At 42.6% G+C, this 18,657-nt stretch carries 17 protein-coding genes and 1 rRNA gene; 11 read left to right on the top strand and 7 right to left on the bottom strand.

Annotated features, from left to right (window positions below):
• From lpxD to tilS, 8 genes are all read left to right on the top strand, one after another.
• The gene (gene lpxD, locus ACGF5R_RS01185) at positions 1–1,029 is read left to right on the top strand and encodes a UDP-3-O-(3-hydroxymyristoyl)glucosamine N-acyltransferase (protein ID WP_112879151.1); all 1,029 of its coding nucleotides are present in this window, start codon (positions 1–3) and stop codon (positions 1,027–1,029) included.
• Positions 1,030–1,177: 148 nt separating this feature from the next.
• Entirely contained in the window at positions 1,178–1,630 is a 453-nt protein-coding gene (gene fabZ / locus ACGF5R_RS01180) for a 3-hydroxyacyl-ACP dehydratase FabZ (RefSeq protein WP_011145059.1), read from the top strand.
• A 3-nt stretch (positions 1,631–1,633) separates the two neighbouring features.
• Positions 1,634–2,422: an acyl-ACP--UDP-N-acetylglucosamine O-acyltransferase gene (gene lpxA, locus ACGF5R_RS01175; RefSeq protein ID WP_112879152.1), complete on the top strand. Its 789-nt coding sequence runs from the start codon at positions 1,634–1,636 to the stop codon at positions 2,420–2,422.
• Between the two features lie 4 nt (positions 2,423–2,426).
• Positions 2,427–3,611, top strand: coding sequence for a lipid-A-disaccharide synthase (gene lpxB, locus ACGF5R_RS01170; RefSeq protein ID WP_112879153.1), 1,185 nt, complete (start codon positions 2,427–2,429; stop codon positions 3,609–3,611).
• Entirely contained in the window at positions 3,608–4,201 is a 594-nt protein-coding gene (rnhB, locus tag ACGF5R_RS01165; protein WP_112879154.1) for a ribonuclease HII, read from the top strand. The genes lpxB and rnhB overlap by 4 nt, the downstream gene beginning before the upstream one ends.
• A gap of 53 nt (positions 4,202–4,254) precedes the next feature.
• A complete protein-coding gene (dnaE, locus tag ACGF5R_RS01160; RefSeq protein WP_112879155.1) occupies positions 4,255–7,737 on the top strand; it encodes a DNA polymerase III subunit alpha in 3,483 nt (1,160 codons plus the stop codon).
• 13 nt (positions 7,738–7,750) lie between these two features.
• Positions 7,751–8,710: an acetyl-CoA carboxylase carboxyl transferase subunit alpha gene (gene accA, locus ACGF5R_RS01155; RefSeq protein WP_387689315.1), complete on the top strand. Its 960-nt coding sequence runs from the start codon at positions 7,751–7,753 to the stop codon at positions 8,708–8,710.
• 214 nt (positions 8,711–8,924) lie between these two features.
• Positions 8,925–10,253: a tRNA lysidine(34) synthetase TilS gene (tilS, locus tag ACGF5R_RS01150; protein WP_387689312.1), complete on the top strand. Its 1,329-nt coding sequence runs from the start codon at positions 8,925–8,927 to the stop codon at positions 10,251–10,253.
• A gap of 32 nt (positions 10,254–10,285) precedes the next feature.
• Here the strand turns inward: tilS and rof are convergent, their stop codons facing one another.
• Positions 10,286–10,552 (bottom strand): Rho-binding antiterminator, encoded by a 267-nt coding sequence (rof, locus tag ACGF5R_RS01145; RefSeq protein ID WP_112879158.1) that lies wholly within the window; start codon positions 10,550–10,552, stop codon positions 10,286–10,288.
• A gap of 334 nt (positions 10,553–10,886) precedes the next feature.
• Here rof and nlpE point away from each other — a divergent pair, with 334 nt between their 5' ends.
• Entirely contained in the window at positions 10,887–11,552 is a 666-nt protein-coding gene (gene nlpE / locus ACGF5R_RS01140; RefSeq protein WP_112879159.1) for an envelope stress response activation lipoprotein NlpE, read from the top strand.
• A 107-nt stretch (positions 11,553–11,659) separates the two neighbouring features.
• Here the strand turns inward: nlpE and proS are convergent, their stop codons facing one another.
• The 6 genes from proS to metN form a co-directional block, all read right to left on the bottom strand.
• On the bottom strand, positions 11,660–13,378 hold the full coding sequence (gene proS / locus ACGF5R_RS01135; protein WP_387689309.1) for a proline--tRNA ligase: 1,719 nt from the start codon (positions 13,376–13,378) through the stop codon (positions 11,660–11,662).
• A 125-nt stretch (positions 13,379–13,503) separates the two neighbouring features.
• Positions 13,504–14,211 (bottom strand): tRNA (N6-threonylcarbamoyladenosine(37)-N6)-methyltransferase TrmO, encoded by a 708-nt coding sequence (gene tsaA / locus ACGF5R_RS01130; protein WP_112879161.1) that lies wholly within the window; start codon positions 14,209–14,211, stop codon positions 13,504–13,506.
• Complete coding sequence (gene rcsF, locus ACGF5R_RS01125) at positions 14,208–14,606, bottom strand: Rcs stress response system protein RcsF (protein WP_112879162.1); 399 nt, start codon at positions 14,604–14,606, stop codon at positions 14,208–14,210. Before rcsF ends, tsaA begins: the two co-directional genes overlap by 4 nt.
• Before the next feature lie 142 nt (positions 14,607–14,748).
• Complete coding sequence (locus tag ACGF5R_RS01120) at positions 14,749–15,564, bottom strand: MetQ/NlpA family lipoprotein (protein WP_262981336.1); 816 nt, start codon at positions 15,562–15,564, stop codon at positions 14,749–14,751.
• A 65-nt stretch (positions 15,565–15,629) separates the two neighbouring features.
• Entirely contained in the window at positions 15,630–16,283 is a 654-nt protein-coding gene (locus tag ACGF5R_RS01115) for a methionine ABC transporter permease MetI (protein WP_112879164.1), read from the bottom strand.
• A complete protein-coding gene (gene metN / locus ACGF5R_RS01110; protein WP_262981335.1) occupies positions 16,276–17,307 on the bottom strand; it encodes a methionine ABC transporter ATP-binding protein MetN in 1,032 nt (343 codons plus the stop codon). The genes ACGF5R_RS01115 and metN overlap by 8 nt, the downstream gene beginning before the upstream one ends.
• Before the next feature lie 195 nt (positions 17,308–17,502).
• Here metN and gmhB point away from each other — a divergent pair, with 195 nt between their 5' ends.
• Entirely contained in the window at positions 17,503–18,069 is a 567-nt protein-coding gene (gene gmhB, locus ACGF5R_RS01105; protein ID WP_112879168.1) for a D-glycero-beta-D-manno-heptose 1,7-bisphosphate 7-phosphatase, read from the top strand.
• A gap of 499 nt (positions 18,070–18,568) precedes the next feature.
• Positions 18,569–18,657, top strand: a 16S ribosomal RNA gene (locus ACGF5R_RS01100); the annotation flags it as partial.

Here is an 18,657-nt window from a genome sequence, read left to right as displayed (position 1 = left end):
ATGTCTTCAATTCGATTGGCTGATTTAGCTCAGCAGTTGAATGCACAATTACATGGTGATGGCGATATTGTTATCACCAGTATTGCACCAATGCATTCGGCCAATAGCGAACAGATCACTTTTTTGTCTGACAGTCGTTACCGTGAGCGTTTAGGTGAATGTCAGGCTGCCGCTGTTGTTCTCCAGGCGTCAGATCTTCCTTATTGCAATATTCCGGCATTGGTCGTTGCCAATCCTTATCTGGCATATGCCTATATGGCTCAGATTATGGATACAACACCGGTTCCCGCACAGGATATTCACCCTTCTGCGGTGATTTCACCTCAGGCAACTTTGGGTAAAAACGTTGCTGTCGGAGCTAATGCGGTTATCGAATCTGGTGTTGTTCTTGGCGATAATGTTGTTATCGGTGCAGGCTGCTTTATTGGTAAAAATGTGCGTATTGGCGCGGGAACTCGTCTCTGGGCGAATGTCTCTGTTTATCATAATGTTGAAATGGGTGAACAGTGTTTGATTCAGTCAGGAACAGTGATCGGATCTGATGGTTTTGGCTATGCGAATGATCGTGGTAAATGGGTTAAAATCCCTCAATTAGGTTCAGTCATTATTGGTGACCGGGTTGAGATTGGCGCCTGTACAACTATCGATCGAGGCGCTTTGGATAATACCATTATTGGCAATGGAGTCATTATCGATAACCAGTGTCAGATTGCTCATAATGTTATCATTGGTGATAATACGGCGGTTGCTGGCGGTGTGATCATGGCCGGTAGTCTGAAAATTGGTTGTTACTGTATGATTGGTGGCGCCAGTGTCATTAATGGACATATGGAAATCTGTGATAAGGTAACAGTCACTGGGATGAGTATGGTGATGCGTCCTATCACTAAACCTGGTGTATACTCCTCTGGAATTCCGGCACAACCAAATAAAGTTTGGCGTAAGACGGCAGCTTTAGTCATGAATATCAATGAAATGAATAAACGTCTTAAGTCAATGGAGAGTAAGCTGGAAGACGAAAACGAGTAATTGCACTATATTTAATTGTACTATATTTAATTGCACTATATTTTTGGTTGTGTCTTATTTTTGCGGCCTGCCTGGGAACTCTGGATTTGGGGTTTAAGCGGGCCGTGTCGTTAATACAATTAGTCCTTTTGACAGGAAGAGTATTTAGATGAGTGATAATCATACTCTGCACATTGAAGAAATTTTAGATCTACTTCCACATCGTTATCCGTTTTTATTAGTGGATCGCGTGCTTGATTTTGAGGAAGGTAAATTCTTACGTGCAGTAAAAAACGTATCTTTTAACGAACCCTTCTTTCAGGGGCATTTTCCCGGCAAACCTATTTTCCCAGGCGTTCTGATCCTTGAAGCTATGGCACAGGCTACCGGAATTCTGGCATTTAGGAGTGTGGGCAAGCTAGAGCCAAATGAGCTCTATTATTTTGCCGCTATCGATGGTGCCCGCTTTAAACGCCCGGTAGTGCCTGGGGATCAAATGATATTAGAAGTAGAATTTATTAAGGAGCGTCGAGGGGTTGCGCGTTGTAGAGGCGTAGCGAAAGTCGATGGAGAAATAGCTTGCGAAGCAGAAATGATGTGTGCTCGCCGTCGTGAGGTTTAGCCCATGATTGATGAAACCGCTTATATACATCCTAGCGCTATTGTAGAAGATGGTGCGGTTATTGGTGCCAATGTTCGTATTGGGCCGTTTTGTTGTATTGGTTCTCAGGTTGAAATTGGCGAAAGTACAGAGCTGAAGTCTCATGTTGTTGTCAATGGAATAACCAAAATCGGCCGTGATAACCAGATTTTTCAGTTTGCTTCTATTGGCGAAATGAATCAGGACCTGAAATATCACGGTGAACCAACCCGAGTTGAAATTGGTGATCGTAACCGTATCCGCGAAAGTGTCACCATTCATCGTGGCACTGTGCAGGGTGGCGGTGTAACGAAAATCGGTAATGATAATTTGTTGATGATTAATGCCCATATTGCTCATGACTGTATTGTCGGTGATCGTTGTGTCATTGCTAATAATGGTACTTTGGGGGGGCATGTTATCCTGGGTGATTATGTCATCATTGGTGGTATGAGTGCGATTCATCAGTTTTGTCAGATTGGCTCTCATGCTATGGTGGGCGGGTGTTCCGGCGTGGTACAGGATATTCCGCCATACGTTATTGCTCAGGGGAATCATGCAACACCTTTTGGCACTAATGTTGAAGGCCTGAAACGCCGTGGTTTTGATAAAGATTCATTGAATGCAATTAGAAATGCGTACAAGATTTTGTATCGTAACGGAAAAACGTTAGAAGAAGCACAACAAGAAATTGCTGAGCTGGCTGAAAATAATCAGCATGTAAAAATCTTCAGCGATTTTCTGGCAAATTCTACCCGTGGCATTGTCCGTTAAGTAGATGAAGGATACCCCTTTGGCTACCATTTCTTCTATTGATAGTCTGCGTCCGTTGACTATTGGATTAATCGCCGGAGAAACCTCCGGTGATATCCTTGGAGCAGGTTTAATTCGTGCATTAAAAGCTAAAGTACCTAATGCCCGTTTTGTTGGTGTGGCAGGCCCTCTTATGCAGGCTGAAGGTTGTGAAGCTTGGTATGAGATGGAAGAGCTAGCAGTAATGGGGGTTGTCGAAGTTCTCGAACGTTTGCCTCGTTTACTGAAAATACGTAAGGATCTGACAACCCGTTTCACGGAACTAAAACCTGATGTGTTTGTGGGCATTGATGCGCCGGATTTCAATATTACTCTAGAAGGTCGGTTAAAACAGCGGGGCATCCGCACCATTCATTATGTTAGTCCGTCGGTATGGGCTTGGCGGCAGAAACGTGTTTTCAAAATTGGTAAAGCCACAGATATGGTTCTGGCTTTTTTACCTTTTGAAAAAGCGTTTTACGATAAGTTTAATGTTCCGTGCCGGTTTATTGGACATACCATGGCGGATGCTATGCCATTGCAACCCAATAAAGTGACGGCACGTGAGCTATTAGGTATTCTGCCAGAGTCTATTTGCTTGGCTTTATTGCCGGGGAGTCGCCATTCTGAGGTTGAGATGCTGAGTGCGGATTTTCTTAAAACTGCTCAGTTATTGAAGCGAAACATACCTGATCTGCATGTATTTGTGCCGTTGGTGAATGCTAAACGGCGTGAACAATTTGAGCGCATTAAGCAAGAAGTTGCGCCAGAGCTGAATGTTCATCTTGTGGATGGCAAAGCGAGAGAAATCATGATCGCAAGTGATGCTGCACTTTTGGCCTCAGGTACTGCTGCTCTGGAATGTATGTTGGCAAAATGTCCAATGGTAGTTGGTTATCGGATGAAGCCATTGACTTTCTGGTTGGCAAAACGCCTGGTAAAAACGCCTTATGTTTCATTGCCTAACTTATTATCCGGTGAAGAGTTAGTTAAAGAATTATTGCAGGAAAAATGTCAGCCGCAAAAACTGGCAGATGAGTTGTTGCCGTTACTACAAGGCAGTGAAAAAGTTGAAGTATTGAAACAGACATTTTTACATTTGCATGAAAGCATTCGTTGTAATGCTGATGAACAGGCAGCACAAGCCGTGTTGGAATTGGCAGGAAAATGATGGAATTTATATATCCTCAGGCAAGTTTGATTGCTGGAGTTGATGAAGTTGGTCGAGGTCCATTAGTGGGGGCGGTTGTGACTGCGGCTGTTATTTTAGATCCATTACAGCCGATAGTTGGTTTGGCTGATTCTAAAAAACTTAGTGAAAAACGCCGCGAGGCACTGTATCTGGAGATCACAGAAAAAGCATTGTGCTGGAGCTTGGGGCGTGCAGAGCCGGCAGAAATTGATCAATTGAATATCCTGCATGCAACTATGCTTGCGATGCAAAGGGCTGTGGCTAATTTGCCTATTTCTCCTGAATATGTGCTGATTGATGGTAACCGTTGCCCTAAATTGCCTATGCCGGCACAAGCGGTGATAAAAGGCGATGGACTGGTTGCTGAAATCAGTGCCGCTTCTATTGTGGCGAAAGTTACCAGAGATCGGGAAATGGCTGAACTTGATCAACTGTTTCCCGAATATGGATTTGCTAAGCATAAAGGCTACCCGACGGCATTTCATTTAGAAAAGTTGGTTCGGTTGGGAGCGACAGAACATCATCGTAAAAGTTTTGCGCCGGTTAAGAGAGCAATTGGCCTTAAATAAACTTGTTGACTGAATATAGCTATTCTTCAAATTAATATCATCTGGATAAATATATGGCCGAACCCCGTTTTGTGCACTTACGTGTTCACAGCGACTATTCAATGATTGATGGCTTAGCCAAAACCAGCCCTTTAGTGAAAAAGGTTGCGCAATTAGGTATGCCGGCTTTTGCGATCACTGATTTTACTAATTTGTGTGGACTGGTGAGATTTTACGGCAGTGCTCATGGAGCAGGAATAAAACCGATTATTGGTGCTGATTTTTATGTAGAAAGTGAACTGCTTGGTGATGAGCACGCTAGCCTGACCATTCTTGCGCGCAATAATACGGGTTACCATAACCTGACATTGCTGATATCAGAGGCTTATCAGAAGGGATATGGTGCGATTGGTCCGACAATTAAACAGGAATGGCTGATAAACCATAAAGAAGGGCTAATTCTGCTCTCCGGTGGTCGTATGGGGGATGTGGGTAAATTCCTGTTACGTGGTAATCAGGCTATGGTGGACCAATGCCTTGAGTTTTATCAGGAACATTTTCCCGGCTGTTATTATTTGGAGCTGATTCGTACTGGCCGTGCAGATGAAGAAAGTTATCTTCATGCGGCGGTTGCATTGGCAACGGAAAAAAGCCTGCCTGTTGTTGCAACTAATGAGGTTTGTTTCATTGATAGCGAAGATTTCGATGCTCATGAGATTCGCGTAGCGATTCATGATGGCTATACCTTGGCTGACCCTAAACGTCCGAAAAATTACAGTCCTCAGCAATATCTGCGTAGTGAACAGGAAATGTGTGAGCTATTCGCTGATATTCCTGAAGCGCTGGAAAACAGTGTAGAAATTGCTAAGCGCTGTAATGTCACTATTCGCCTTGGTGAATATTTCCTGCCGCAATTCCCTACGGGAGAAATGAGTACTGAAGATTATCTGATAGATAGATCTAAACAAGGGTTGGAAGAACGTTTAGCATTTCTCTATCCGGATCCTAAAGTACGCGCAGAAAAACGTCCTGAATATGATGAGAGACTCGATATTGAACTTCGGGTTATCAACCAGATGGGATTCCCGGGCTACTTCCTGATCGTGATGGAATTCATTCAGTGGTCGAAAGACAACGGTGTTCCTGTTGGTCCAGGGCGTGGTTCGGGAGCAGGTTCTCTGGTGGCTTATGCCCTAAAAATAACCGATCTCGATCCTTTGGAATTTGATCTGCTATTTGAACGATTCCTTAACCCTGAACGTGTTTCCATGCCCGATTTTGACGTCGATTTTTGTATGGAAAAACGCGATCTAGTGATTGATCATGTGGCTGATATGTATGGTCGTAATGCCGTATCTCAGATCATTACATTCGGTACAATGGCAGCGAAAGCGGTAATTCGGGATGTTGGCCGTGTGCTAGGGCATCCATACGGATTTGTTGATAGGATTTCCAAATTGATACCGCTTGATCCCGGTATGACGTTGGAGAAAGCATTTGCCGCGGAGCCACAACTTCCTGAAATCTATGAAGCGGATGAGGAAGTTAAAGCACTGATAGATATGGCGCGTAAATTGGAAGGTGTCACTCGTAATGCAGGGAAACATGCGGGTGGGGTAGTTATCGCCCCAACTAAGATCACCGATTTTTCGCCTCTCTATTGTGACCCGGAAGGTTTGAACCCGGTTACTCAGTTTGATAAAAACGATGTGGAATATGCAGGGTTGGTGAAATTTGACTTCCTCGGACTGAGGACACTGACCATTATCAACTGGGCATTGGAGATGATCAACGCGCGTAGAGCGAAGAAAGGTCTAGAGCCGATTGATATTGCAGCGATTCCGCTGAACGATGCTAAAAGCTTTGATATGTTGCAACGCGCTGAAACAACAGCGGTATTTCAGCTTGAATCCCGTGGTATGAAGGATCTGATTAAACGTCTGCGTCCCGACTGCTTCGAAGATATGATCGCACTTGTCGCTTTATTCCGTCCAGGTCCCTTGCAATCAGGCATGGTGGATAATTTCATTGATCGCAAACATGGCCGGGAAGAGCTCTCATACCCAGATATACAGTGGCAGCACGAATCTTTACAGCCTGTGTTGGAGCCAACTTACGGCATCATCCTTTATCAAGAACAAGTGATGCAGATTGCTCAGGTGCTGGCGGGATATACTCTCGGTGGTGCAGATATGCTCCGACGGGCGATGGGTAAGAAAAAGCCGGAGGAGATGGCTAAGCAGCGTTCTGTCTTTGAAGAAGGTGCAAAGAAACTGGGTGTTAATGGCGAACTGGCAATGAAAATCTTTGACCTAGTAGAGAAGTTTGCCGGTTATGGATTTAACAAATCTCACTCTGCTGCGTATGCCTTGGTTTCTTACCAGACTTTATGGTTGAAAGCGCATTACCCGGCTGAATTCATGGCTGCGGTGATGACTGCTGATATGGATAATACAGAAAAAGTCGTTGGGTTGATTGATGAATGCTGGCGCATGGGGCTGAAAATCTTACCACCTGATATTAATAGTGGTTTGTATCATTTCCACGTTAATGATGATGGGGAGATCGTATATGGAATCGGCGCAATTAAAGGGGTAGGTGAAGGGCCGATTGAAGCGATCATCGAAGCTCGTCAGAAAGATGGTTATTTTAGAGAACTGTTTGATTTATGTGCCCGCGTTGACACCAAGAAGTTAAATCGCCGAGTGATGGAAAAACTGATCATGTCAGGGGCATTTGACCGTTTAGGGCCGCACCGTGCAGCACTGATGTCCTCGTTGGAAGATGCGCTAAAAGCGGCAGATCAACATGCTAAAGCAGAAGCTACTGGTCAGACTGATATGTTTGGTGTATTAGCTGAAGCGCCAGAAGAAGTGGAACGCTCTTATGCCAATATTTCTCAATGGCCGGAACAGATTGTTCTTGATGGTGAACGGGAAACACTGGGTCTCTATTTAACTGGGCATCCTATCACCCGTTATTTAAAAGAAATTGAGCGCTATACTAGTGGATTGAGGTTAAAAGATGTGAATCCAACCCCGCGCGGTCAAGTAACGACTGTGATAGGTTTGGTGTTAGCATCCAAAGTGATTATAACCAAACGAGGTAACCGGATTGGTATTTGTACTTTAGATGATCGTTCAGGACGTCTAGAAGTTATGTTATTTTCCGATGCCTTGGAGAAATATCGGCATTTGCTAGAACAAGACCGGATATTAATCGTTACAGGTCAGGTCAGCTTTGATGATTTCAATGGCGGTCTTAAAATGACAGCCCGTGAATTAATGGATATTAGTGAAGCGCGTGAAAAATATGCGCGTGGGCTTGCTATCTCGCTGTCAGACAGGCAAATTGATGATCAATTGTTGAGCCGTCTTCGTAGTGCATTGGAACCACATCGTTCGGGAACGATACCGGTTCATCTTTATTACCAGAGGGAAGACGCCCGCGCCCGTTTAAGATTTGGCGCGACGTGGAGGGTAACGCCAACGGATAACCTTCTGACAGATTTGCGAACTCTGCTGGGTAATGAGCAGGTAGAATTAGAATTTGACTAAAATTAGGAATGTTATGAGTCTGAATTTTCTTGAATTTGAACAGCCGATTGCCGAGCTGGAAGCGAAAATTGATTCGCTAACCGCAGTTAGCCGTCAAGGTGAAAAATTAGATATAAATCTGGATGAAGAAATACAACGTTTGCGGGAAAAAAGTCTGGAATTGACTCGCAAAATTTTTTCAGATTTAGGTGCCTGGCAAATTGCTCAGCTTGCTCGTCACCCACGTCGTCCTTATACGTTGGACTATGTTCAGCATATTTTTACTGATTTTGACGAGCTTGCTGGTGATCGTGCTTATGCTGATGACAAAGCAATTGTAGGTGGGCTGGCTCGTATTGATGGACGTCCAGTGATGGTGATTGGTCACCAAAAAGGCCGTGAAACCAAAGAAAAAATTCGCCGTAATTTCGGTATGCCAGCGCCAGAAGGTTATCGTAAGGCTTTGCGCCTGATGGAAATGGCCGAGCGTTTTAAACTGCCAATTATTACTTTCATTGATACTCCTGGTGCATATCCAGGGGTTGGTGCAGAAGAGCGTGGTCAATCTGAGGCGATAGCTCGCAACTTGCGTGAAATGTCCCGTCTGTCTGTGCCTGTTATTTGTACTGTGATTGGTGAAGGTGGCTCTGGTGGAGCACTGGCGATTGGTGTTGGTGATAAAGTGAATATGTTGCAATATAGTACTTATTCTGTTATCTCCCCAGAAGGTTGTGCCTCAATTTTGTGGAAAAGCGCGGAAAAAGCACCTTTGGCGGCAGAAGCAATGGGGATAACTGCACCTCGTTTGAAAGAACTGGAATTGATCGATTCTGTGATTTTAGAGCCATTAGGTGGCGCTCATCGTGACTATGAAGCAATATCCACGTCGTTGAAAGCTCAGTTGTTGATTGACCTGGCAGAGCTTGATCATTTGACATCTGAAGAGTTAATCAATCGCCGATATCAGCGTTTGATGCAATATGGTTATTGTTGATATCTGAACTCATTGTTTGAATGGAGGGATGGAAATGATTGTAACTGATAAATTTCAGCTACTTCCATCCCCTACTGTTTCTGCTTTCTTTATTTATTTTGTATTTTTAATGAAAGTGACGGAAAACCTTATTAACGGGTAGTGATCTTAAACTGAATAAAATAGGCGATAACAAATTCATATTATTGCACATTAGAGAACGCTTGAATCTGTAATGACAAACATTAATGAGAGACTATTTGTCACTTTGGCTAAACAGCTTGGTGAATATAAGAAAATCCTGGTTGGATTCAGTGGTGGGTTAGATTCCTCGGTTTTGCTTCATTTGTTGGTTAATTGGCGTAATCAACATAATCAGGAAATTCAACTAAGGGCAATACATATTCACCACGGTTTAAACCTAAAAGCAGATCAGTGGATTGAACATTGTCAGCTGATCTGTGATGACTGGCAAGTGGAGTTTCATTCTGCAAGAGTAACGATAGATGCTCGTCAAAAGGGGATTGAGGCTGCTGCTCGTGATGCTCGATATCAGGTATTCAAGCGCGAATTACAAAAAGACGAAGTTTTGGTAACAGCTCAACATCTTGATGATCAGGCGGAAACTTTTTTACTGGCATTAAAGCGAGGTAGTGGTCCGGCAGGTCTTGCTTCTATGCCTTCAATCGCTGTATTTGCTGATACATTATTGTTACGTCCATTACTTGACTATAGCCGGAATGAATTGGAAATGTATGCCAGTAAACATCGTCTGGATTGGATTGAAGACGACAGTAATCAAGATGATCGTTATGACAGAAATTTTCTGCGCTTACATATTATGCCGTTACTAAATCAACGTTGGCCGCATTTCCCTCAAGTTGCTGCTCGTAGTGCAAGTTTATGTGGTGAACAAGAACAGCTTCTAGATGAATTACTGAATGAGTCTTTGAAAGAGCTGATAACCCAAGATGGTGCTTTGGGTATTTCGTCTTTGGCTGTATGTTCAGAAGCCAAACGAAATGCTTTGTTACGCCGTTGGTTTGGTTACCATGAAATGAAAATGCCTTCACGAGAGCAGCTTAACCGGCTTTGGTATGAGGTGGCTCTGGCTCGTACTGATGCTGAGCCTCGGCTACAATTTGGTAAATATGATGTACGCCGTTATAAGCAAAAACTCTGGTTGGTTCCTCAGTGGCAATCTTTGAGAGAGACTATTCTTGAGTGGGATATTTGCAATACTTTGGTATTACCTGATCGCTTAGGAGAATTGAATATTTCTGATTGCGGTATTCAAGTAAGGGTCCCGGCTGATAATGAACGAGTGACTATTCGCTTTGGTGTCCAGGGAATGATAAGTATTGTGGGGCGTCAACACTCCCGGCATAGTAAAAAATTGTGGCAAGAGCTTGGGGTTGCTCCGTGGCTTAGAGAGCGAATTCCATTGCTTTATTACAACGAACAATTGATAGCGGCGTTAGGTATTTTTGTTACCAAGGAAAGTGAAGCGGTAGAAGGAAGAGAGATGTTAACAATTAACTGGCATAAAACGCTGTTAAAATAAAAAGTTAAGCCGCCAAAGGCGGCTGTTTTCTATCAAGATTCAGAGTGTTCAATAATAATAGTGCCAATTTTAGGGTGACTGAAACTAGCAATATGATCTAACCGCAATTCACGGGGTTTACCTTCTGTTTCAATTATCAAGTATTCAACTTTTTTTCTTAAAACCAAATCACAGGCTTTTCCTTCAATAACTTCCCCACCCCGCAACTTTATGTGGAGGTGGAGCTGATGTTGGCAAGTTGACTCAAGATTGTCGTAGTCGTCACAGTTAATTGGTTGATATTCAGTATTTATAGACATATTCGCTCACCACTATGGTTAGTGGCGGTTATTGCCGCCCGTGGTTGTTAAAAATTGTAACTCAAAAGCACTATTAATGACTATAGCACAGGAAATCAATCGTGATTAATGAATAACTTTGGTTATTCATTCTGAACAGTAAGTAAATAAAAGTCTTATTTCACAGCAAGTTCCTGACAGAAGTATTAAAATCGGCCCACATTATTTTGCTATTATTGAGTAACATCCTTAAGAAGGACAGTATTTACGCTATTAAGCTTGAATAATCGCTATGTTCCTTGTGTTACTTATAAGATGAGAATTATAGAACTCACTATACTGTGTGGAGATAAATGTGAATAAAAAACTTTTGACAGCGTTAGTTGCTGTGGGCGTATCTGCTTTGATGGGATGTAAAGGTAACTCAGCACAGCAAATGAGTTCACAGCCAGTAGATCAGACTTTTCATGGTGCTCTTCCTTGCGCTGATTGTTCTGGTATTGATACCACACTGTTATTGGATAATGACGGTACTTATATTCTGGAACAAACTTATATTGGCGCTCGTGATGGTGACCAGTCGTTCTTTGAATCCGGTCTATGGGCTAAAGATGGAGAGAAAATTCGCCTGACAAAATCAGACGACCAGAAATCTTATTATCTGTTGAAAGGTGAAAACTTGGTAATGCTGGATATTGAAGGCAATAAAATTGAATCATCATTCAATTATGAACTGCAACGGGTAAAACCGAAGAAACTGGCGGGTGAATACAGTTATATGGCTGATGCTGCTTTGTTTACAGATTGTAGTACAGGTAAGCGGTATGCTGTAACGGAAAGTCTGGATTTGGAGCAAGGCTATCATCAAGTCGGTGTGGAAGGTGGAACGCCGGTTTATGTTGAAGTTGAAGGCTATTACAGCGTCCGTCCTTCAATGGAAGATGGGCAATTTGATCCTGCCCTGATTCAGACGGGTAAAATCCATTTCGATAAATCGAAATCTTGTAATATGAAGAAATAATTTTAGCTTCAGTATGAATGGTGATAATGGGCTAAGAAGCGTAAAATCCTCTGTTGCGACATGACCATTATCACCATACTATTCAATAAGTGACTGAAAAATCCTAATTAACAACCAAGTTGTTGCTTCAGGTAATCAACAACATCGTCTAGTTTCAGCATCTGTTTTTCATCATCGCGGCGATGTTTATATTCTACTTCGCCATTATCAAGATTACGGTCACCAATAACGACAGTGTGTGGTACACCGATAAGCTCCATATCGGCAAACATCACGCCTGGGCGTTCCTTGCGATCATCAAAAATAACATCAATACCGCTAGCGCGTAGATCGGCATACAGTTTCTCTGCAACTTCTTTAACACGGTATGACTTGTGCATATTCATTGGCAAAATAGCAACTTGGAATGGTGCAATTGCATCAGGCCAGATGATACCGCTGTCATCGTGATTTTGTTCAATCGCTGCGGCGACAATACGAGTGACGCCAATACCATAACAGCCCATAGTGACTATCTGATTGTGGCCGTCTTCGCCTTGAACAGTCGCTTTCATGGCATCAGAATATTTGGTGCCAAGCTGGAAGATATGGCCCACTTCAATACCACGTTTGATGAGTAATGTACCTTTACCATCCGGGCTGGCATCACCTTCAACAACATTACGGATATCAGCAACTTCTGGTACCGGTAGATCGCGTTCCCAGTTGATACCGAAATAGTGTTTGTCATCGATATTGGCACCTGCGCCAAAATCACTCATCACTGCCACACTGCGATCAATAATAACGGGTATTGGCAGATTGACAGGTCCCAATGAACCTGGGCCTGCACCAACAATTGAGCGAATTTCTTCTTCGGTGGCAAAAGCCAGTGGGCTGGCAACTAGAGATAATTTCTCTGCTTTGATTTCATTAAGTTCATGGTCGCCGCGAACCAGTAAGGCGATCAATTTATGACTCGTTCCTTCTGCTGCGTGAACCATCAGGGTTTTAACTGTTTTCTCAATTGGCAGATTGAATTGCTCAACCAGTTCAGCAATTGTTTTTACGTTTGGAGTATCTACCAGATGCATCTCTTTTGTTGGTACTGCGCGATCATGAGCGGGGGCAACAGCTTCAGCTAATTCAATATTGGCTGCGTAATTGGATTCAGTGGAGAAGACGATATCATCTTCTCCACTGGCTGCCAGAACCTGAAATTCATGAGAAGCACTACCACCGATGGAACCGGTATCAGCCAGAACAGCACGAAAATCCAAACCTATACGGGTAAAAATTTTGCTGTAGGCTTCATACATGTTGTCATAAGTTTCTTGTAATGATGCTTGGGTAGCATGGAAAGAGTAAGCATCTTTCATTAGGAATTCACGGGAGCGCATCACGCCAAAACGAGGGCGAACTTCATCGCGAAATTTAGTCTGGATCTGGAATAGAGTCAGGGGTAACTGCTTATATGAGCTGACTTCATTGCGGATCAGATCAGTGATGACCTCTTCATGAGTTGGACCTAGTACAAAAGGACGATCACCTCGGTCAACAAAACGCAGTAACTCTGGACCATATTGTTCCCAGCGGCCACTTTCTTGCCATAGATCTGCCGGTTGTACGACAGGCATAGATATTTCAATCGCTCCGGTATTGTTCATCTCTTCTCGAACAATTTTTTCGACTTTTTTGAGTACACGGATACCTGTAGGCATCCAATTGTACAGACCTGAAGCGAGCTTACGGATCATGCCCGCACGAAGCATCAGCTTATGGCTGACAACCTCCGCATCGGCAGGAGTCTCTTTTAATGTAGAGAGCAGATATTGGCTAGTACGCATTGTTAGGTTCCATTAGAGCAGCAAATTGCTTCTGACTGGCAGAAATTTGCCAGCCAATAAAAAAACGAAAATAAGCCTTTAGTCTACCAGTGAGTTTAAGATGCCAAAAGGGTATATGCTGATTTTTAATGGGGATCTATAGAGACCACTTCGGTCAATGTGCCACATATTTTCCAGCGCACATTAAAATCCAGTAAATGAGCAGCATACTCCCGATTTTCCTGTTCTCTTCTCCGGTAAGCAGGACGAGGATCCTGGGCTAAAACTTGACTGATAAAACGGCGTAAATTTGGATAAATATTTTGAATTGAGATTAGCTGTTGCTCAGCGGTAGGCGAAAATACCACTTCCATATCGGTAGAAGGGGCTTGCTGCGCAAAACCCGCCATTGCATGAGGCTGACATTCAGCGAAAGGTAGATAAGGCTTAATATCGATAACAGGCGTACCATCAATTAAATCCAGGCTACCCAGTTCCAGAGTAACTCGACCTTTCCTGTATTCGATCCCTCTAAGTTCAATCAGAGACATGCCAATTGGATTAGGCCGAAAAGTCGAGCGGGTTGCGAATACGCCCATTTTTGCATTGCCACCTAAACGAGGAGGACGCACCATTGGCTTCCAGCCGCCTTCTATTGTTTGATGGAAGATGAAAATAACCCACAGATGACTAAATTGTTCCAGACCACGAACTGCATCCGGTTGATTATAGGGAGGAAGAAGTACCAGTTTCCCTCCACCATCTTCAATAAGACCTGGTTGGCGGGGAACGGCAAATTTTTCTTTATAAGGGGAGTGGATAACCCCTATCTGCGTGAAATGGAAATCGGTCATTGGGTGATAAGCAGGGCTGAGCCTTCACATATTGCTATCTGGTAGCATCCTTGGCCTGATAATATTTCGCATTGATGCAATAAAACAGCGTTAGCATTCAAATAAGCTGCTTTGGTTATCATCTGGTTGCGAGCCACGGTGATATTTGCTGGTGGATCCTGTAAGGAACTACGACACGATTGACCAGAAACAATCCCTAAATCTTTAAATAAGACACCTAATAATTCTTCACTCTTGGTATATAACTTTACGGATGAAGAGAAATGTTTTTTCTCTCCGGTTGATAGTTTTGTGTGCCTCATATCTGATAACTGGGAAGAGTCAGGAAATGTTGTTTGTTGTACTGAACATCCAGTTATGGACAGTGCTAGTAAAGAGGCAAGTAGCCTACGCATGATAGATCCTCGAATTTTTACTGTTAGAGTTAAGCGAATCGATCAGGTTAACAAAAAATACCGAAAACATGATGCCATAATAAATCAGGCGGACAACCTGTCCGCCTGATTATTCTAATATCGATGAACGTAATATGAAAGATTACCAACCTTTCACTGCGCCACCATTAAAGATCTTATTGGCAGCTTCATCAACTTCGTCTGATTGATATGCCTTAACGAATTTCTTAACATTTTCAGCATCTTTATTATCTTCTCTACTAACCAGTAGGTTTACATAGGGAGAATCTTTATCTTCAACAAATAAACCATCTTTTGCTGGAGTCAGACCAATCTGGCTTGCATAGGTTGTATTAATGATTGCCAGAGCAATTTTTTGATCATCCAGTGAACGTGGCAATTGTGGTGCTTCCAATTCGACTAGTTTTAAATTCTTAGGATTTTCAACAACGTCTAGAACCGTTGGTAATAAGCCTATGCCATCTTTCAATTTAATTAAACCTTGTTTCTGCAACAGTAATAAAGAGCGGCCTAAGTTCGTTGGATCGTTTGGTAACGCAATTTGGGAACCATCCTGCAATTCATCCAGAGATTTAATTTTTTTGGAATAACCCGCAATTGGATAAACAAAAGAGTTGCCAACTGTGACCATCTTATAACCACGATCTTTGATTTGCTGATCCATATAGGGTTTGTGCTGGTATGCATTCAGATCAATATCGCCTTTGCTCAGTGCTTCGTTTGGCAATACAAAATCATTAAAGGTTACCAGTTCTACATCAAGACCATATTTATCTTTAGCGACTTTTTTTGCAATTTCAGCCACTTCCTGTTCTGCACCAACGATAACGCCTACTTTAATATGGTTTGGATCTTGTTTTTCTTGCCCGCAGCCAGACAGAATTAATGAGCCTAAAAGAGCGCTGATAGTTGCGATGGTTTTTAATTTAACAGACATACTTTACCCCTATAGAATACTGATTTATTAGCACCGACACAGGTACTGCTATTAAAATAATCTTGTTATTTACGTGTTGTGGCCTTAACTAAATGGTCACCACTTAATTGAATTAAATAAACTAAAATAACCAGTAACACTAATACGGTATTCATTACTGTTGCATTATAGCCGATATATCCGTATTGGTAACCAATCTGGCCTAATCCGCCTGCACCTACAGCACCTCCCATTGCAGAATAACCGACTAAAGTTATGAGGGTAATTGTGGCTGCATTGAGCAAACCAGGTAATGCTTCAGGTAACAGAATTTTCTTTATAATCTGGAATGGGGTTGCTCCCATGGCTCTAGCAGCTTCAATTAGTCCCGATGGAATTTCTAATAAAGCATTTTCCACCATACGAGCAATAAATGGTGCAGCACCTATGGTTAATGGGACAATGGCAGCCTGTAAACCGATCGATGTTCCCACAATTAGCCTGGTAAAAGGAATCATCCACACCAGTAAAATAATAAATGGGATAGAACGGAAAATATTAACTACCGCTGAAAGAAAACGATAGAGTTTACTATTTTCCATAATTTGATCGGGACGGGTGACATATAGCAATACACCTATCGGCAGCCCGATAATGAAGCCAAAGAAACCAGAAACAAAAGTCATTACTAGAGTTTCCCAGACGCCTTTAGCCAGTAATAAAATCATTCCTTCAGACATAACCAAGAACCTCTACTTTCACATGATGATCTTGTAAAAATTTAATCGTTGACTCAACGCCACCATTTTCACCGTGTAATTCTGCTAACATCACACCAAATTTTACGCCACCGGCATAGTCGATTTGAGAACTTAATATATTCATATCAATATCAAAACGACGTACCGCCATTGAAATCAGTGGGGCATCTACAGATTGACCGGTGAACTCTAATTTCAATAATGGACTAAGATTTGGTGCTGGGTGGCTTTGCATTTTTTGTACATAATCTTCGGGGACATCCAGATGCAAAGTTGACTGAATAAATGCCTGAGCGATAGGTGTCTTGGGATGAGAGAATACTTCACTAACAATGTCTTGTTCAATCAGTTGTCCGCCACTGATAACGGCTACTTGGTCACAAATACGTTTGACGACATCCATTTCATGTGTAATTAACAGAATAGTTAGCCCCAAACGGCGATTAATATCTTTCAATAATTCTAGAATAGAACGAGTTGTTGCAGGATCTAGAGCGCTGGTTGCTTCATCACATAAAAGTACTTTAGGTGAATTAGCTAGGGCACGGGCAATAGCAACACGTTGCTTCTGTCCGCCAGAGAGATTTGCTGGATAGGCATCATGCTTATCTTTAAGACCAACAAGCTCTAATAACTCGTCTACCCGTTTTTTGATTTCGGCCTTTGGAATGTTATCCAATTCCAAAGGTAAAGCTATGTTGCCAAACACTGTTCTTGAAGACAGCAAATTGAAGTGCTGGAAAATCATGCCGATACGACGACGTGCACGAGTTAAATCACTATCAGACAAGATAGTTAAATCCTGACCATTAACCAATACTTGCCCGGAAGTTGGACGCTCAAGCATATTTACACAGCGAATTAGTGTACTTTTACCTGCGCCGGATGAGCCAATAACACCGTAAATTTGCCCTTGCGGAACATGCAGGCTGATATCTGAAAGCGCGTTAATAGAACGGGCACCCTGCTGGAATATTTTATTGATATGTAACAGTTTTATCATTTTTATTCTTATTTATTTTTATAAAAATTTTGAAAATTGATAGCTTGAACATTTTTGAGAAAGCAAACCACCTGTTAAATCGGATGTTAAGGTGTCTAGACGTCTAAGTCAACTATGAATAAATTAATTGCTGCATTCTCATTCATGGCTAAATCGTGCGATACTGGGGGCTTCTTGCATTTTTGGAGCAATCGGGTGACACAAGGTATTCCTGCCGTATTTTTAGATCGTGACGGAACAATAAATATCGATCATGGTTATGTACATGAAATAGATGATTTTCAATTTATCGATGGTGTCATTGAAGCCATGATTGAATTGAAAAAGATGGGGTATGCACTGGTGTTAGTCACAAACCAGTCAGGTATTGCCCGTGGAATTTTCGATGAAGAGCAGTTTTTGCAACTGACGGAATGGATGGATTGGTCGCTAGCAGACCGTGGTGTGGATTTGGATGGCATCTATTATTGCCCTCATCACCCAGATGCAACTGAAGAGCAATATAAGAAGAGTTGTGACTGCCGTAAACCGCAGCCGGGTATGTTGCTGGATGCGCAGAGGGAGCTTGGTATCGATATGACAGCTTCTTTTATGATTGGTGACAAACTCGAAGATATGCAAGTCGCGACGCTGGCAAAAATTGGCACTAAGGTATTAGTTCGTACAGGTAAACCCGTTAACACTGAAGCTGAACAAGCGGCTAATTTGATAATAAATAGTCTTGCAGACTTACCTAAAGCAATTAAAGGCATCAAAAAATAGGTTTTTTGTTCTTTATATCATCATTTTGTTGAAAAAATCCGCAAATAAAAGTTTTTTTCAAATAAACGCTTGCCAGCGCCAAAGAACGCCCTATAATGCGCCACCACTGACCGACACAACGCTGATAAACATTGTGAGGTCGGGCAGAGGAAGCGATAATAAGCGCTTGACTCTGCGGGCGAAAAGCGTAGTATACGCAGCCCGGCTGAACGAGAATATCATTTTTTAATTCAGCCTGCTCTTTAACAATTAATCAGACAATCTGTGTGGGCACTCACAAGACCGTATCACAAAAAAATACGTTTTAAAGTCTTGAAGAGTGAACAACAGTTAATTCATTACGAAATAATTTAGTAACGTTATTTTGGCAGGATAACGCGAAGGCCAGCGAGCAACACCGAGACAGTACTTCAGTACGGCGAGGTGTAGCGCAGTGAAGCCGACAAAGTTAGCCAAACAAAAGAGCGTTACGCAGTGAATTCTTTGAGCATCAAGCTTTGAATTGAAGAGTTTGATCATGGCTCAGATTGAACGCTGGCGGCAGGCCTAACACATGCAAGTCGGGCGGTAACAGGAAAGCGCTTGCGC

The sequence above is a fragment of the Photorhabdus sp. RM71S genome, from assembly GCF_042879355.1.
Lineage (GTDB): Bacteria > Pseudomonadota > Gammaproteobacteria > Enterobacterales > Enterobacteriaceae > Photorhabdus > Photorhabdus kayaii.
The sequence above is the reverse complement of the archived record's forward strand: the minus strand, read 5'-3'. Positions and strand labels throughout refer to the sequence as shown.

What these genes read in the sequence shown, in the direction of transcription:
- rnhB (WP_112879154.1), top strand. Translation starts at nt 3,608, where the DNA reads ATGATGGAATTTATATATCCTCAGGCAAGTTTGATTGCTGGAGTTGAT.
- proS (WP_387689309.1), bottom strand. Translation starts at nt 13,378, where the DNA reads ATGCGTACTAGCCAATATCTGCTCTCTACATTAAAAGAGACTCCTGCC.
- accA (WP_387689315.1), top strand. Translation starts at nt 7,751, where the DNA reads ATGAGTCTGAATTTTCTTGAATTTGAACAGCCGATTGCCGAGCTGGAA.
- metN (WP_262981335.1), bottom strand. Translation starts at nt 17,307, where the DNA reads ATGATAAAACTGTTACATATCAATAAAATATTCCAGCAGGGTGCCCGT.
- lpxB (WP_112879153.1), top strand. Translation starts at nt 2,427, where the DNA reads ATGAAGGATACCCCTTTGGCTACCATTTCTTCTATTGATAGTCTGCGT.
- tilS (WP_387689312.1), top strand. Translation starts at nt 8,925, where the DNA reads ATGACAAACATTAATGAGAGACTATTTGTCACTTTGGCTAAACAGCTT.
- lpxA (WP_112879152.1), top strand. Translation starts at nt 1,634, where the DNA reads ATGATTGATGAAACCGCTTATATACATCCTAGCGCTATTGTAGAAGAT.
- ACGF5R_RS01115 (WP_112879164.1), bottom strand. Translation starts at nt 16,283, where the DNA reads ATGTCTGAAGGAATGATTTTATTACTGGCTAAAGGCGTCTGGGAAACT.
- lpxD (WP_112879151.1), top strand. Translation starts at nt 1, where the DNA reads ATGTCTTCAATTCGATTGGCTGATTTAGCTCAGCAGTTGAATGCACAA.
- dnaE (WP_112879155.1), top strand. Translation starts at nt 4,255, where the DNA reads ATGGCCGAACCCCGTTTTGTGCACTTACGTGTTCACAGCGACTATTCA.
- rof (WP_112879158.1), bottom strand. Translation starts at nt 10,552, where the DNA reads ATGTCTATAAATACTGAATATCAACCAATTAACTGTGACGACTACGAC.
- rcsF (WP_112879162.1), bottom strand. Translation starts at nt 14,606, where the DNA reads ATGCGTAGGCTACTTGCCTCTTTACTAGCACTGTCCATAACTGGATGT.
- fabZ (WP_011145059.1), top strand. Translation starts at nt 1,178, where the DNA reads ATGAGTGATAATCATACTCTGCACATTGAAGAAATTTTAGATCTACTT.
- ACGF5R_RS01120 (WP_262981336.1), bottom strand. Translation starts at nt 15,564, where the DNA reads ATGTCTGTTAAATTAAAAACCATCGCAACTATCAGCGCTCTTTTAGGC.
- tsaA (WP_112879161.1), bottom strand. Translation starts at nt 14,211, where the DNA reads ATGACCGATTTCCATTTCACGCAGATAGGGGTTATCCACTCCCCTTAT.